Here is a 16083-nt window from a genome sequence, read left to right on the forward strand (position 1 = left end):
CGGAGCGGGCGAGAGCCTGCCGGAGGTCAGGTGCCACTCTAAGAGCCAGGGCAGGCCGTTGGCCTGCTCGGAAGCTGAAGAGGGTGTTATAAAAGGGCCCGTACTCCAAAAGTACCATCATAGACTCCCTCTCCCCTTCGCGGGAGAGGGCCGGGGAGAGGGGGTAGCGCCGTCAGGCGCTCATCGTTGCCAGAGCCGACTTCGAGCGAGGCTTTGCCTCGTCCCCCTCTCTCCAAACCTCTCTCCAAACCTCTCTCCCGCGAGGGGAGAGAGGCTTAAAGCCGCAAGCTTTTGCAACACCCTCTAAAGCATCCGCTACATTCTCGGAGTTGCCTGGTCCAGCGCATTGCGGGCACAAAAAAAGCCCGGTCAGGTTTCCCCGACCGGGCTTCTTTACTTACGGGCAGCGATCAAGAGTTCTTGGCCGCTTCCCGTGCTTTGTCGAGAATGCCGTTCAGCGTCTCGCTGGGCTGCATGATCTTGCAGACCTTGTCCGCCGGCGGATGGTAGTAGCCGCCGATGTCCGCCGGATGGCCCTGGATAACGCTCATCTCTTCCAGGATCTTGTCCTTGTTAGCTTCCAGCTCCTTGGACAGGTTGGCGAAGAAGTCGCGCAGCTTCGGGTCCTCGTCCTGCTTGGACAGCTCTTCCGCCCAGTAGCGTGCCAGGTGGAAATGGCTGCCCCGGTTGTCCAGCTCGCCGGTAACGCGGGACGGGGACTGGTTGTTCTCCAGCAGGCGCTCGGTGGCCTTGTCCAGGGTCTGGCCCAGCAGGCGGGCGCGAGCGTTGTCTTCCTTCTCGCCCAGCTCATCCAGGGATACTGCGATGGCCAAGAACTCGCCCAAGGAGTCCCAGCGCAGGTGGTTCTCTTCAAGCAGCTGTTGCACGTGCTTGGGCGCTGAACCGCCGGCACCGGTCTCGTACAGACCGCCACCGTTGAGCAGCGGAACGATGGACAGCATCTTGGCGCTGGTACCCAGCTCCAGGATCGGGAACAGGTCGGTGAGGTAGTCACGCAGTACGTTGCCGGTCACTGAGATGGTGTCGAGGCCGCGAATCAGGCGTTCCATGGTCCAGCGGATGGCGCGGACCGGAGACATGATGCGGATATCCAGGCCTTCGGTGTCGTGCTCTTCCAGGTAGGTCTTGACCTTCTTGATCAGCTGCACGTCGTGGGGACGCTCGTCGTCCAGCCAGAAGACGGCCGGCATGCCGGTCGCGCGGGCGCGGTTGACGGCCAGCTTGACCCAGTCGCGGATCGGCAGGTCCTTGGTCTGGCAGGCACGCCAGATGTCGCCTTTCTCGACCTTGTGCTCGGTCAAAACCTTGCCGTCGGCATCGACGATACGGATAACGCCGTCCTCGGGGATTTCAAAGGTCTTGTCGTGTGAACCGTATTCTTCGGCCTTCTGAGCCATCAGGCCCACGTTCGGCACGGTACCCATCTTGGTCGGGTCGAAGGCGCCGTGAGTCTTACAGAAGTTGATCGCTTCCTGATAGATGGTGGCGTAGGTGGACTCCGGCATGACGGCCTTGGTGTCCTTCAATTTGCCGTCGCGGGCCCACATCTTGCCGGAGTTACGGATCATGGCTGGCATGGAGGCGTCGACAATGACGTCGCTCGGTACGTGCAGGTTGGTGATGCCCTTGACGGAATCAACCATAGCGATTTCAGGCCGGTGCTCGTAGCAGGCGTGCAGGGATTCCTGAATTTCTTCCTGCTTGGATTCCGGCAGTTGCTTGATCTTCTCGATAACGGACGAGAGGCCGTTGTTCGGGTTGACGCCGATTTCATTGAACAGGTCGCCATACTTTTCGAACAGGTCCTTGTAGAAGATCTTCACCGCATGCCCGAACACGATCGGGTGGGAGATCTTCATCATGGTGGCCTTCACGTGCAGCGAGAACATGACACCGGTGTTCTGGCAGTCCTCGATCGCCTCGTCGAAAAACTTGCGTAGAGCCTTGCAGCTCATGAACATGCCATCGACCACTTCGCCTTCCTGCAGCGCCAGGTCCGACTTGAGTACCGTCTGCTCACCCTTGCCGTTCTCGAAGACGATGTTGGCGGTGGTGGCCTTGTCCAGGGTCAGCGACTGTTCGCTGGAGTAGAAGTCGCCGCCACGCATGTGGGCGACGTGGGTGCGCGAGGCCGGGCTCCATTCGCCCATGCTATGCGGGTATTTGCGGGCGAACGCCTTGACTGCGGCCGGGGCTCGGCGGTCGGAGTTGCCTTCGCGCAGGACCGGGTTGACGGCGCTGCCGAGGACCTTCGCGTAGCGGGCCTTGGCGTCCTTCTCCTCGTCGGTCTCCGGGTTCTCCTTGTACTCGGGAACCTTGTAACCCTGCTTGTTCAGCTCCTTGATGGCTGCGCGCAGTTGCGGAATGGAGGCACTGATATTCGGCAACTTGATGATGTTTGCGTGCGGGTTGCTGGTGTATTCACCGAGTTCGGCGAGATGGTCCGGTACCTTCTGGTCGTCGTTCAGGTAATCCGGGAATGCCGCGAGGATACGGGCTGCCAGGGAAATGTCGCTGGTTTCGAATTCAATGCCCGCCGGGGCTGCAAAGGTCTCCAGTATCGGCAGGAGAGAACGGGTTGCCAGCGCAGGGGCTTCGTCAGTCAGCGTATAGATGATTTTGGATTTGGATGCAGTCATTTGTCGTCTTCAGGTCGTCGTTGTGGATCAGGACGGATGGTTCAGATGCCGCCTTTTGGGCCGCATCCCGTGATAGCACTCAAGATAGAGAATCGTGCTACAGGTCGTGCTAAGGATAGTCGTACCAAGGAACCGCTGAAAAAGTCCTGGAGAACGGACGCCGTCAGGGCGTTTTCAGAGACTCCCTAAAAAGACCACCCCCATTGGTACCATATTCGCCGTCGATTTGTTCACTTTTGGCTGGATCTAGTAGCCAAACGTATATGTAGGCAATGGCGTCACAAATAGCAAGACGCTTTGCCACATCGGGTCATCGTGCCCGTCGGGATTACGTCCCTGTAGTCAGCGTTCGCTTTCGTCGCGATGGTCTGCAGGACGCTGGTGTTGCCAGACAACCGCTTTGTGAGACCTATGTGCCGCTGAGCGATACGCTGCGAAGCGATGATACTGCGAGTCAGCCGTGGAACTACCCGATTGCAGTAGCGCGGCTGCAGGAGAGGGGTGCGGTAGCCGACATTGGCGATCGCGACCCGAACCTATTGTAGCTAAAAACAAAAGTACGTGGGCGGCCGTCCGATAAATTGCCGCCATAGCCTTTGCCCGGATCAACCTCTGCTACGCTCAATGGGTGGGGTTGTACCCATTGCGCTTTTCCTTGTGTATGGGGTTCCACCCATTTGGGGGGTGATCCCAGGATCGGCACAGATGCGGGATCAGTCATGTTGCGGTTTTTACGGACCTGGCCCGCTGCTTGCTCACAGGTTTCGAGTCTAGCGCCTTCGAAGGCTAATAAGCAGACAACAAAGACAAAGAAAGGGAGCACAACTAATGATGAAAGCCCAATCCCTCATGGCGGCTGCGTTCGCCTCAACCCTGATCGTTTCCGGTTCCGTTTCCGCCCAGGATCGTTCCGACTGGCCGGAAAGCTTCACCGTCGGCACCGCCAGTCAGGGCGGCACCTACTTCGCCTATGGTTCTGGCTGGGCCAATTTCGTTGCTGAAAACCTGGGCGTGTCCGGCGGTGCGGAAATCACCGGCGGCCCGATGCAGAACATGGCCCTGGTTCACACTGGTGACCTGAAGTTCGGCCTGACGACCCTCGGCCCTGCGCGCGAGTCCATCGATGGCAACAGTCCGCTGGCTCCGGGTATGAAGATGGACAACGTCTGTGCCATGTTCCCGATGTACCAGACGCCGTTCTCTGTAACCGCCCTTGCTGATTCCGGTATCGAATCCATCTCCGATATTCCTGACGGCGCCAAGATCGGCTTCGGTCCGGCGGGCTCCACCTCCGATACCTACTTCCCGAAAATGATGGATACCCTGGGTGTGGAATACGAGCGCCGTAACGGCAGCTGGGCAGACCTGGGCACTCAGCTCCAGGACGGCCTGATCGATGTCGTCGCCTTCGCGGCCGGTATCCCCATTCCGGCGGTTAGCCAGCTGGAAGTCCAGACCGACGTCAACATCATTGGCCTGACCGACGCGGAAGCCGAGAAGATCATCAACAGCTTCCCGGTCTCCGAGTTCATCATTCCGGCCAGCACCTACAAGTCGCTTGAAGAGGACTCCCGTGTTGTCTCCATGTGGAACTTCTCCATCGCCAACTGCGATGTGTCTGAAGATTTCGTCTACGAGATGACCAAGCTGACGATGGAAAACAACGACAAGATGGTTGGTATCCACAAGGCAGCCAAGTCTTCCGTTCCCGAGAACTACAGCAAGAACAACGTTCTGCCCTGGCATCCGGGTGCGGCTCGCTGGTTCAACGAGAACGGCTTCAAGATCGAAGACAGCCAGATCAAGTAATCCTCACGCGATCTCGCCACTTTAGCCTAAACAGAAGTAAGGGAGCCGGCCCCCGGCTCCCGTTCTGACCAATGGCCGGCGCCCTGCTGGCCAGAATCCTATTCGGGATCAGGGTGTACCATGACTAGTGAAAACCATAAGCATGATCAGGCTCCGACCGTGACTGAGGACGAGGATCATATCCTTGCCCACGATGTTGACGAAGAGCCGGTCGAGTCCAATCGCCGACTGTTTACCGGTTGGGTGCTGCAGGCCGTTACGGCGATGGCCATTGCCTACTCGGCATTCCACCTTTACACATTGAACATTGCTCCGCTGGAGACCTGGTCGTTCCGTATCGTCCACGTCTGCGGCGCGCTGATTCTCGGCTTCACCCTATACGCCGGCGCCCGATTCGTATCTGAAACGGAAGGCGCCGCCCGTAACCGCTGGACGACATGGCTCTCCGTGGTGGCCCTGCTGCCGGCGCTTTACGCGCTGTACCAGACCTTCAACATCCACCAGATGATCAACGCCGGGACCATGCGTATCCCGCCGGAAATCGAGACCTGGCATTTCGGCTGGCCCCTGCTGGCTGCGACCGGTCTGGGTATCGTCGTGAGCTGGTTCCATGTACGTGGACGTGCCGTCTTCAGCCTTCCTGACGTGGTGCTATCCATTTGTGCGGTCGCCAGTGCGGTCTACTTCCTTGAGGTGTACAACACCTCCATGCGTATGAGCACCGGTACCTCCTTCGCGCCAATCGGTATTTCTTTCGCCGCCATTGCCGGCACCGCACTGATCATGGAAATGACGCGCCGCGTGGCCGGGATGGCACTGGTGGTCATTGCCCTAGTGTTCCTCGCTTACGTGTTCGCTGGCCCCTATCTGCCAGGCTTCCTGGGTTATCCGGGCCTTTCCGTGCAGCGTTTCTTCAGTCAGGTATACACCGACGCGGGCGTGCTTGGTCCGACGACGGCGGTGTCCTCCACTTACATCATCCTGTTCATCATCTTTGCGGCATTCCTGCAGGCGTCGAAGGTGGGTGATTACTTCGTCAACTTTGCCTTTGCTGCCGCCGGCCGTTCCCGTGGCGGTCCTGCCAAGGTGGCGATCTTTGCCTCCGGTCTGATGGGTATGATCAACGGCACCAGTGCCGGTAACGTCGTGTCCACCGGTTCGCTGACGATCCCACTGATGAAGAAGGTGGGCTACAAGAAGCAGACCGCTGGCGCGGTTGAAGCCGCAGCCTCTACCGGTGGTCAGATCATGCCGCCGATCATGGGCGCGGGCGCGTTCATCATGGCAGAGATCACCGGTATCCCGTATACCGAGATTGCCATCGCGGCGATCATCCCGGCCATCCTGTACTTTGCGTCGGTCTACTTCATGGTGGACTTCGAGGCGGCCCGCCTGGGCATGCGTGGTATGCGCCAGGACGAACTACCGCGCCTGGGTCGTCTGATCAAGCAGGTTTACCTGTTTATCCCCATCATCATCCTGATCTATGCGCTATTCATGGGTTACTCGGTGATCCGCGCCGGTACGCTAGCCACCGTTTCCGCGGCGGTCGTAAGCTGGATCTCGCCGAACAAGATGGGTATCCGGGCGATTCTCAGGGCGCTCGATCTGGCGGGGATCATGTCAATCCAGATCATCGTGGTCTGTGCCTGTGCGGGTGTCATTGTTGGTGTCATCTCGCTGACCGGTGTCGGCGCGCGTTTCTCCTCGCTGCTGTTGGGCGTGGCTGAGGCCAATCAGCTGCTGGCCCTGGTCTTCGCGATGTTTATCTCCATCCTGCTGGGCATGGGTATGCCGACCACGGCCGCCTACGCGGTTGCCGCGTCAGTCGTGGCGCCAGGTCTGGTGGAAATGGGGATAGAACCGCTGACGGCACACTTCTTCGTGTTCTACTTTGCGGTGGTTTCGGCGATCACACCGCCGGTGGCCCTGGCGTCCTATGCTGCAGCAGGCATATCCGGCGCCAATGCGATGGAAACGTCGGTGGCGTCGTTCCGCATTGGTCTGGCCGCCTTCGTGGTGCCGTTCATGTTCTTCTACAACAGTGCACTGCTGATGGATGCCAGCGTCTGGCAGATCGCTCGCGCGCTCATCACCGCGACCTTCGGCGTCTACCTGCTTTCAGGTGGCGTGATCGGCTGGATCTTCCGCAGCACGGCGCCGTGGTTCACGCGCATCATCCTGATCGCAGCAGCCCTGCTGATGATCGAAGGTGGCCTCTATACCGACCTCGCGGGTATCGCTGTCGCGGTTGTGGTCTACCTGATGCAGAAACAGCGCGGACCCAGCCATGGCGAACCGGTTCGGGCCTCCTAAACCCGAAACCCGGTCGACGTGCGAACGGAACAACCAGCCGGTTACATTCGGCTGGTTGTTCCGCTTTCTCCGCAAGGTTAGGCTTGTTCCCCGTTATAACGACGTATTCCAGGAACAAGCATCCATGACGTACCGATTCTGGGCTGCCCTTCTTTTCCTGGCGACGATGGCCTGTTGTTGGCTGCTGGGAAGCTGGGCCGGTTACCGCACCCTGGAAAAGGAAAGCCTGGAAGAAGCCTTCCGCTATAGCCAACTCGTTGCCAATGAACTCAATCGCTATCGTCCTATCCCGGAGCTGATGGCCGAGCATCCGTTGATGGAGTCGGTCCTGCGCAAGCCATCCGATGAGCTGCTGGTGCTCCAGGCCAACGAGGAAATGAAGAAGATGGCGCAGATTGTCGGCAGTTCCGACGTCTACCTGATGGACAGTACCGGCTTCACCATTGCCGCCAACAACTACCAGCGGGACGACAGCTTCATAGGCCGCATCTTCGATTTCCGTCCCTATTTCCAGGACGCCATGCGTACCGGCGATACGGCTATCTACTTCGCACTGGGTACGACGTCCGACATTCGCGGCCTGTACTTTTCCCATCCGGTGAAATCCGATCGCGGGCGCATCCTCGGGGTAATTGCCGTGAAGGTGCAGGTGAACGACCTCGAATCCCAGTGGCAGCGGCCGGTAGCCCTCAATCATGCGGAAATGGTGGTGCTCGACGACGAAGGTATCAGCTTCCTGGCCAGCCGCGACGAGTGGCTCTACCGGGACTTCGAGCCTCGGACGGTCAGCCCCAAACCCAATCTGCGTTATCCCGAGCGGGCGCTTACACCAATCGATTTCGTGAGACTGGGACGTCCGCTTGGCGTGTCCGACCGATCCATGCTGATGCGCGTCGAGGAGCACGGCATCGATCAGGAATACCTGAGTATTCGCATGCCGTTGCCGCAACTGGACTGGACGCTGCAGGTGATGATCGAAACCCAGCAGGTGGTATGGATCCGGTTGCAGTTCCTGATTGCCGGTTTCGTGATTTTTCTTGGCTGTTTCCTGACCTGGCTCTACCTGCGCGAGCGCTATAAACGCGAGGCGGAGCTGGCGCAACGGGGCGTCGTGCTGGAGCGTCGTGTGGCCGAGCGTACGGCGGACCTCGAGAGCTCAAACCGCAAACTTCTGGAAGAAATCCGTCATCGGGAAGAGGCCCAGACCGAGCTCAAGGAAACCCAGCAGGAACTGATACAGGCGGCTAAACTGGCGGTGCTGGGGCAAATGTCCGCAGGCCTCAACCATGAGATGAACCAGCCCCTGACTGCGATCCAGGCCTACGCGCGCAATAGTCGTCGGTTCCTGGAACGGGGCGAGAGTGCCATGGTGGACGCCAACCTGCTGGAGATCGGGCATCTGTGCGACAAGATGGCGGAGTTGACCCGGCAGTTCAAAGTGTTTGCCCGCAAGTCCGAAGGACCGCCGTCTTCTGTGGATTTGCGCCAGCCTGTCGATGCCGCCCTGAAGATCATTACTGCGCAGGAGAGTAGCGAAGGTGTCGCCATCGACTGGCAGCGTCCCGATAACCCCGTGATGTGCCACGGCGACATGATCCGTATCGAGCAGGTGCTGGTGAACCTGATCGCAAACGCCATCCAGGCCGTCGAGGGACGGGACGATCCGCAGATCCTTATCGACATCCGGGAGCAGGACGGTTGGTGGCAGTGCCGTATCCGGGACAATGGGCCGGGACTGCCGGCGAATTCAGAGCAGGTATTCGAGCCTTTCTTTACGACCAAATCCATGAAACAGGGGTTAGGCCTTGGGCTGTCCATCTCCCGCCAGATCGTGGACGCCCTGGGCGGACGACTGACCGGCCATAACCGCAGCGATGATGCCGGCGCCGAATTTATCGTGACCCTCAGCAAACGGGAGACAGCGGAATGAGCGACCCCGCGGTAATCTTTATCGATGATGACGAGCCGATTCGTCAGGCCATGGCCCAGACCCTGGCACTGGAAGATCTGACCATGGTGAGTTTTGCCGACGGCGCCAGTGGCCTGACTGCCATCAGCCCGGACTACGAGGGTGTGGTGCTGTGCGACTACAACATGCCCGGGATGGATGGGCTGGAATTGCTGGACCGCGTGCGCGATATCGACGACTCGATCCCGGTCATTATCCTGACCGGCCAGGGGGATATCAGTACTGCGGTATCCGCCATGCAGCGCGGCGCCTACGACTTTATCGAGAAGCCGTTCGATCATGACGAGTTGATCGAGTTGCTGCGCCACGCCCTGGAAAAGCGCCACCTGGCCCTGGAAAACCGGCAACTGAAAGCCCAGTTGCGACAGCTCACCCGCCCAGGCCCACGCATCCTCGGCGACTCGCCGGCGATGCAGCGGGTGATCGCCACCATCGACCCGATCCTGGACATCTCGGCCAACATCCTGCTGTTCGGGGAAACCGGTTCCGGTAAGGACGCGCTGGCGCGCTATATTCACGAGAACAGTCCCCGCAGTGCCCACAATTTCGTAGCCATCAACTGCGGGGCGGTACCGGAGAACCTGATCGAGAGCGAACTTTTCGGCCACGAACCGGGGGCCTTCACCGGTGCCGACAAGCGTCGCATTGGCAAGGTCGAGCATGCAGACAAGGGCACGCTGTTCCTGGACGAGGTGGAAAGCATGCCTCTGGCACTGCAAGTCAAGCTATTGCGGGTTCTGGAGGAGCGCAAGGTGGAACGACTGGGCAGCAATACGCCGCTCGACGTGGATGTGCGCGTAATCGCCGCCACCAAGTCCGACCTGAAGAAGCTCAGCGACGAGGGCGAATTTCGCGCCGACCTTTATTACCGTCTCAACGTGGTGAAAGTGGATATCCCGGCCCTGCGCGAACGCAAGGAAGATATCCCGCTGCTGTTCCATCACTTCGTGCTGATTGCAGCCGCCCGTTACGATCGTGAGAGTGTGCCGCTGGACGCCGGCCAGGCGGCGCGACTGATGCAGCATAACTGGCCTGGCAATGTGCGTGAGTTGCGTAACCTGGCGGAACGCTACGTGCTTCTAGGTCCAGTTGCCCTTGACGAAACCGGGGTCGCGGTTGGAGAGGATGTTTCAGGTCGCAGGACCCTGGGCGAGATGATGGACGCGTTCGAGCGCTCGGCCATTATCAGCGCGCTGAACGCCTGCCAGGGCAGCCTCAAGGACACCATGGTCCAGCTCGGAATTGCGCGGAAAACCCTCTATGACAAGATGAAGAAGCACGGCCTCGACAAGGCGGAATTCCGTGAATAAATAAGGTTCTTTGCGGTACTGTTTTTATATACAGTATTTGATGCTATCCTTCCCGGCGATCTGATTCGCTGAACGCTACGTCATCGGTAGCGGCTTCATCGATCGTGGCTACATTATCGATAGCGACGATATCGATAGAAACAACAGGAGAAACGCGGTATGGCTGTAACGGCTTTATACTTTTCCGATAGGGACGGGCAGGACATGGCACTGAAGAACCCCGACAAGATGCTTTTCACCACCAAGGCGGAAGCAGACGCGCGGGACAAGATGCTCGAACTGTCGGAAGAAATTATGGTATTCCTCCAACGCCGGGTGGACAATCTGCCGGACGAACTGGCAGAGCAATGCGCCCTGGCCATTGCCGAAGAGCGGGATCTGTTCCAAAAGGCACTGAAAAAGCCGGAGCTGTTGAACGAAGACGCCGAATAGCAGCCGCCGTTAGCCGTCGCTGGAGGAGCAGAGACCCCGAACAACAAGGGATTGCCAACATGAATGTCTGTCTGCGCTCACTCATCATTGTCGCTTTCTGCCTTTGGGGCGTAACGGCCTGTACCACCGTGCCCGAGGAAGACAGCGCTGAAATGAAGCGGGAAGTGAGTTTTACCAATACCTTCTGGCAACTCCAGCACGTGGGTGGCAAGCCGGTGAAAGTGGCGACCGTGCGGGAAACACCGTTCATCATCTTTCTCGACGACGGTCGCGTCAGTGGCTCCACGGGGTGCAACCGGTTGAGGGGGACCTACGGTATGGTGGACGGCAACTTCCGCTTCAAGGAAATGGCGTCGACCCGCGAACCCTGCCCGGAAGGCAATTACGAAACGCCCTTCCTGATCGCCATGAAGAAAACCATGGGGGCCGAAATGGAAGAGAACCATTTGGTGCTGCTCAATGAAGAGGGGCAGATCCTGGCGGTCTTCGAAGCGTTCACTGGTGAGAAGCGCCGAGACGAGTAGGTCCGGTCAGGTTGCGAACACGTCGTTCGGACAGGGAGTCCGGGAAGGCCTGGCTTCCCAGAAACAGGCTCGGGCGAGTCGTGCGGTCGTAAGGACAAACTCAGGCCGGGTAGAGCGGTAGGGGCTCGACCACCACCAATCCTTCACCATCCCCCAGGCTGACCTGCCCATCCTGCACGTTGCATTGCAGGGTCATGGAACGGTTCGCCAGCCCGGCCAGGGCATCACAATCCTTCGGGTTTACTTCGAAAATACGCAGGTTGTCGAACCGCGCCACTTTACCGTGTACCTTGTCCCACCAGGCCGATACGGCACGTCCGCCGTAGGCGAAAAGCACCACCTGGTCGGCGTGGGCGCAGGCCTTGCGGATGCGATTGTCGTCTGGCGTACCCAGCTCGATCCACAGTTCGATCTCGCCGCTCAGGCTCTTCTGCCAGAGGTCGGGCTCGTCGTCAGTGCTTAGCCCCTTGGTAAACTGCAAGGCTTCGTCCGCATAGAGGATAAAGGCGAGCAATCGCAGCATCATCCGCTCGTCCGTTTCCGACGGGTGACGTGCCAGGGTCAGCGTATGGTCGGCGTAGTAATTGCGATCCATGTCCGCAACGTTGAGGTGGGCTTTGAATACAGTGGATTTCAGGGCCATTGCGATGCTCGTTCGGGGCGTGGTTGTGGGCAGTCCAGGAGGCGCAAGCTATTCTCGGGCAAGGCGGTGAGGACGTAAAGCGGAAAACCAAAAGGTACGAATCGACGGACGGAAAGCTAGCAGGGGTGCCTAACGCGAGCGTGTGCTTACTGGCTGGAGAGAGCACACTAAACTTAGCCTAAAGTTCTCCATGCCCAGACATTGCAAGGGGTTTTCCCGACAGCGATAATCAAATGCATTGTAATCGCTAGCGCACCTCGCCTCGATGAGCGGGCTGGGCGAACTCCGACTCGGCACCGTAGGTATCATTGGCTGGCGCGTGTGCTGGTATTGGCCGCATTGAACGCACAGGGAAAGGTATCGAATGGCAGCGAGTCAGGGCACGAGCAAGCAGAAAGAAGTCCAGCGTATTATGGATGTGCTGGCCCGAGCAATTGCCCAGCATCGGCTACCGCCGGGGACGCGGCTGATCGAGGCGCAGATTGTCGACACACTCAAAGCCAACCGCAACCATGTCCAGTCGGCCCTGCAACGGCTGGCTCTCCAGAAAATCGTCACCATTGAGCCCAATCGGGGCGCACACGTGTCCCAGCCCTCAGCACGGGAAGCGCGGGATATCTTTGCGGCTCGCCGCGCCATCGAACGTGGCGTGGTCGAGGCCATTACGCCCGTCAAGATCGAGCAGCACCGCAAACGTATCGATGCCCATATGGCCGCCGAGCGCGAGGCGACCCGGGCCAGTGATCGCCGCGCCATCGTGCGGGAGCTCAGCGAGTTCCACCGCATGCTGGGCGAAGTGTCTGGCAACGAAGTGCTGGTGGATATCCTCGAGAACCTGATGGTGCGCAGTTCCCTGATTGTCGCCCTATACCAGCGCAACGATGTGCCGTCCTGCCAGCATGACGAACACGGCGAAATCCTCGATGCGTTGAGCAAGGGCGATAACGATCTTGCGGTCGCACGGATGCGTTATCACCTTGATCATCTGGAAAGCGAGTTGGCGCTTGATGATGAGGCGGCGCCCGAAGTCAATTTGAAGGAAGCGCTGGCTTCGATCGGCTAGCTTGCCCTGATTCCTGCACCAGAACTCTTTCAAGGGCTAAGCAGCTTCGGCGGCTGCCTTTCGAACGTTTGTCTCCCGCCCTTGAACCCCATCAGTGGTTGCTGGATTCCGGCGATCACCTCCGCCGGCGTTTGCGCATCCAATACGATAAAGTCGGCCCGACAACCCGGCGCCAGCCCGTAATCCATTCGCCCCAAGAGTCGCGCCGACTCACTGGAAATCCAGCCCAGGCATTTCAGCATATCCTCTGTCGTTCCCAGATGGGCAATGTTGGCGTAGAGGTTGGCCTGGCGAATAAGCGATACGTCGCCGAACGGTGTAAACGGGTTACCCACGTTGTTGGTGGACAGTGAACAGGTCACCCCGCAGCGGTGTAGGCGCGCCAGTGGGGCCACACCCCGGGGAATGTCACGAGTGGCGTCGCGGCCGGTCAGGAACAAATCGGTGGCCGGCAGGGCCGTGACCTGGACACCGGCTTCCGCCAGGTCGAGGGCCAGCGCGTTGAAGTGGTCCGGGCACAGTGCCGACAGTTTGGTCGCGTGGCCAATCGTCACTCGTCCGCCCCAGTTGTTTTCACGGGTGCAGCGGATCACTTCCGGGACAGTGAGGCCCTCCGGATTCAAATCGAAATCCAGATGTAGATCCAGGTCGCAGTCATAATGCCGAGCCAGTTCAAACAGCCGGCGAATCTGGCCTTCGGGGTCGCTGTCCATGTACGGGCAGCCGCCCAGTACGGTGGCGCCATTCTCAAGAGCCTGACAAAGTAGCTCTTCGGTCCCCGGATTGTTCAGCAGCCCTTCCTGGGGAAAGACACAGATCTCCAAGTCCACCGCCCAGGCATAGTCCTTCCTCAATCGCTTGATGGCCTCGAAGCCCGTCAACCCGATACCGGGATCGATTTCGACATGGGTGCGCATCAGCGTCGTCCCGTGAGCGATAGCCTGCTCCAGCACCCGGACCCCGCGGGCATAGACATCGTCTTCAGTGAACGCGGCCTTGGCCTGGCTGGTCTGGCTGATCGCCTCCGCCAGGGTCCCTTCCGACAGCCGGCAGCGATCCATGATGCAGGCTTTGTCCAGATGGATATGGGTTTCGATCAACCCGGGCAGGATCAGTCGGCCAGCCAGATCTATCTGCTGCGGCGCCGCGGATCGAGGCGACAGGCGTTCCACGAAGAAGCCATCCTCGATGAGGCAGTCGATGATGGTCTCCGTAGCGTCGGGCAGTCGCAGTTTTTTCAGGATCAACTGATTCATGCGACGTGCTCCCCCAGGTAGACGGCTTCAAATTCGGAATCATTGCACCGTTCCGCTGGTGCTCGAGGTGCTAGCGTTTATATACAGGTTGCTAGCAAAACGGGGGCCATGCTCTAATTTGCTCAAACAGAGGCTTCCTCACAGCGTTGAGCGGCCACGCTGCGCCGTTTTGGTGTGCCTTGCACCGAATGAGCGCAAAAATTGAACAGGACGTGATGACTACTGCGAGGAACGAACATGGAAACCACACCAAACGCCGTCACTGTAGTTAGGGAATTTCTGGCGGCCTCCATGGCGCCGGACCCGGAACAGGCCGCGACCTTTATGGCACCGGATGTGAAGATTACGTTCACGGGTGGCCGCGAAATGCCCGATGCGCAGGCAATTACCGCCTTTAACGCAGCCCGCTACGCCTGGGTGAAAAAGCAGTTGGGCACGTTCGACTGGATGGAGCGAGATGATCATGCCGTCGTCTACTCTACCGGCACGCTTTACGGCGAATGGCCGGATGGCCGTTCATTTTCAGGTAACCGCTACCTCGACCGTTTCGAGGTCCGTGACGGCAAGATCACCCGCATGGATGTATGGAACGACAGCGCTGAGTGGATTCTGGAGCCGGGGATCAATCGTGTCTGATATGGGTAAACCGGAAACTGTCATGTAAATTGACGGGCAGGCGGCTTAACAAGAAGCACAACCAATAAGGAGCTTACATGCCTACCCAGACTGTTTGGATTACCGGCGCGTCCTCTGGTATCGGCGAGGCGCTGGCGGCGCGGTTTGCCCGGGACGGCACAAACCTGGTCCTATCCGCCCGCCGGGAGAACGAACTCAAGCGGGTGGCCGACCGCTGTACCGATGCGGGCCTCGATAGGGATCAAATCCTGATCCTGCCATTGGATGTAACGGACTGGGATGCGCTACCCGGCGCCGTTCAAACGGTGCTGGACACCTTTGGCACGATTGACCTGCTGGTCAATAACGCGGGTGTGTCCCAGCGCTCCCTGTGCAAGGACACGGACATGGCGGTCTACCGCAAGCTGATGGACGTTGATGTCATGGGCCAGATTGCCCTGACCAAGGCGGTTCTGCCACATATGCTGGAGAGGCGTGACGGTCATATTGCCGTGACCGCCAGCGTGGCCGGCAAGGTGGGCGTGCCCCAGCGGACGGGCTACTGCGCCGCCAAACATGCGGTAATGGGCTTCTTTGATGCGCTGCGGGCGGAGGTGGAAGACGACGGTATCCACGTGTCGACCATTGTTCCCGGGTTCATTAGGACCGATATTTCCCGCAATGCCCTGGCGGCCGACGGTAAAGCCTTCGGCAAGGTGGACGACGACATCGCCGGTGGTATGGACGTGGACGAATGTGCCGAGGTGGTCTTCAATGCCCTTAAGGCCCGGAAGCGGGAGATTCCGGTGGGTAAGGGCAAGGAGATGGCCGCACTCTGGGTCAAGCGAATCGCGCCAGAGGTCCTGTTCAAGTTGACTAAGGCGCGGAATTAGTCGGCGGAGAGAGTAGGAGAGCCGAGCGTATGAGCGATCAGCCCAGCGTCTATCTGGCGGGCCCGGAAGTGTTCTTTCCGGAAGACCTTCGCATCCACATTGATGGCAGCAAGAAGGCGGTACTGGCAGAGTTCGGCTTCGAGGGACTGTCGCCGTCCGACAACGCGCTGGACCTGGAACGCGCCGCCAATCCCGCCCAGGTCATCTACGATGCCAACCAGACGTTGATGGATCGCGCAACGGCGTTGATTGCCAACCTCACCCCATTCCGCGGACCCAGCGCGGACGCAGGCACCATCTACGAGCTGGGTTACATGCTGGCCCGAGGCAAGCCCTCCGTGGGCTTTTCGGTCTGCAATGTGCCCTACAACAAGCGGGTGGAGAGCGAAGCGGAAGTGGATGCAAACGGCGCCGCCATCGAACCTTTTGGCCTGTGCGACAACCTGATGCTCGATTGCGGCCTGGCTCGACATGGTGGCACGCTGGTACAGGGCGAGCGTGCCTACCCGGCCACCGGTTTTGCGCCGGAAGACTTCTTCGACGAGGAACTCTTCCGGCGTGCGGTCCGCCACCTACGTTCGCAGATGGGATAA

14 protein-coding genes are annotated in these 16083 nt (G+C 59.3%); 11 read left to right on the forward strand and 3 right to left on the reverse strand.

The genetic code is table 11. The features are described from left to right. Positions 1–410 precede the first annotated feature (410 nt). The gene (locus RE428_RS02560; RefSeq protein WP_004579105.1) at positions 411–2660 is read right to left on the reverse strand and encodes an NADP-dependent isocitrate dehydrogenase; all 2250 of its coding nucleotides are present in this window, start codon (positions 2658–2660) and stop codon (positions 411–413) included. Between the two features lie 272 nt (positions 2661–2932). Between RE428_RS02560 and RE428_RS02565 the strand changes: the two genes are divergently transcribed. From RE428_RS02565 to RE428_RS02595, 7 genes are all read left to right on the forward strand, one after another. After that, complete coding sequence (locus RE428_RS02565; RefSeq protein WP_154660721.1) at positions 2933–3205, forward strand: hypothetical protein; 273 nt, start codon at positions 2933–2935, stop codon at positions 3203–3205. 286 nt (positions 3206–3491) lie between these two features. Beyond that, the gene (locus RE428_RS02570; RefSeq protein ID WP_040882822.1) at positions 3492–4469 is read left to right on the forward strand and encodes a TAXI family TRAP transporter solute-binding subunit; all 978 of its coding nucleotides are present in this window, start codon (positions 3492–3494) and stop codon (positions 4467–4469) included. A 120-nt stretch (positions 4470–4589) separates the two neighbouring features. Next, complete coding sequence (locus RE428_RS02575; RefSeq protein ID WP_004579103.1) at positions 4590–6785, forward strand: TRAP transporter permease; 2196 nt, start codon at positions 4590–4592, stop codon at positions 6783–6785. Positions 6786–6909: 124 nt separating this feature from the next. Next, positions 6910–8715, forward strand: coding sequence for a sensor histidine kinase (locus tag RE428_RS02580; RefSeq protein ID WP_004579102.1), 1806 nt, complete (start codon positions 6910–6912; stop codon positions 8713–8715). Further along, positions 8712–10064 carry a sigma-54-dependent transcriptional regulator gene (locus RE428_RS02585; protein ID WP_004579101.1) on the forward strand — a complete coding sequence of 451 codons (1353 nt, stop codon included), beginning with the start codon at positions 8712–8714 and terminating at the stop codon, positions 10062–10064. Before RE428_RS02580 ends, RE428_RS02585 begins: the two co-directional genes overlap by 4 nt. Positions 10065–10223: 159 nt before the next feature. Continuing rightward, positions 10224–10496, forward strand: coding sequence for a YebG family protein (locus tag RE428_RS02590; RefSeq protein WP_004579100.1), 273 nt, complete (start codon positions 10224–10226; stop codon positions 10494–10496). Positions 10497–10555: 59 nt separating this feature from the next. Further along, positions 10556–11020 (forward strand): META domain-containing protein, encoded by a 465-nt coding sequence (locus RE428_RS02595; RefSeq protein WP_004579099.1) that lies wholly within the window; start codon positions 10556–10558, stop codon positions 11018–11020. Between the two features lie 100 nt (positions 11021–11120). On the opposite strand, the gene RE428_RS02600 is transcribed toward RE428_RS02595, so the two are convergent. Further along, positions 11121–11663 carry a YaeQ family protein gene (locus tag RE428_RS02600; protein WP_004579098.1) on the reverse strand — a complete coding sequence of 181 codons (543 nt, stop codon included), beginning with the start codon at positions 11661–11663 and terminating at the stop codon, positions 11121–11123. Positions 11664–12027: 364 nt separating this feature from the next. On the opposite strand from RE428_RS02600, the gene RE428_RS02605 reads away from it, so the two are divergent. Continuing rightward, on the forward strand, positions 12028–12726 hold the full coding sequence (locus RE428_RS02605; RefSeq protein ID WP_004579097.1) for a GntR family transcriptional regulator: 699 nt from the start codon (positions 12028–12030) through the stop codon (positions 12724–12726). A gap of 29 nt (positions 12727–12755) precedes the next feature. Here the strand turns inward: RE428_RS02605 and RE428_RS02610 are convergent, their stop codons facing one another. Beyond that, entirely contained in the window at positions 12756–13982 is a 1227-nt protein-coding gene (locus RE428_RS02610) for an amidohydrolase family protein (RefSeq protein ID WP_004579096.1), read from the reverse strand. Between the two features lie 237 nt (positions 13983–14219). Between RE428_RS02610 and RE428_RS02615 the strand changes: the two genes are divergently transcribed. The 3 genes from RE428_RS02615 (at position 14220) to RE428_RS02625 (ending at position 16083) form a co-directional block, all read left to right on the forward strand. Continuing rightward, positions 14220–14618: a nuclear transport factor 2 family protein gene (locus RE428_RS02615; RefSeq protein ID WP_004579095.1), complete on the forward strand. Its 399-nt coding sequence runs from the start codon at positions 14220–14222 to the stop codon at positions 14616–14618. 77 nt (positions 14619–14695) lie between these two features. Continuing rightward, positions 14696–15490 carry an SDR family oxidoreductase gene (locus RE428_RS02620; RefSeq protein ID WP_004579094.1) on the forward strand — a complete coding sequence of 265 codons (795 nt, stop codon included), beginning with the start codon at positions 14696–14698 and terminating at the stop codon, positions 15488–15490. A gap of 29 nt (positions 15491–15519) precedes the next feature. Beyond that, on the forward strand, positions 15520–16083 hold the full coding sequence (locus RE428_RS02625) for a nucleoside 2-deoxyribosyltransferase (RefSeq protein WP_004579093.1): 564 nt from the start codon (positions 15520–15522) through the stop codon (positions 16081–16083).

The organism is Marinobacter nanhaiticus D15-8W (genome assembly GCF_036511935.1).
Taxonomy (GTDB): Bacteria; Pseudomonadota; Gammaproteobacteria; order Pseudomonadales; family Oleiphilaceae; genus Marinobacter_A; species Marinobacter_A nanhaiticus.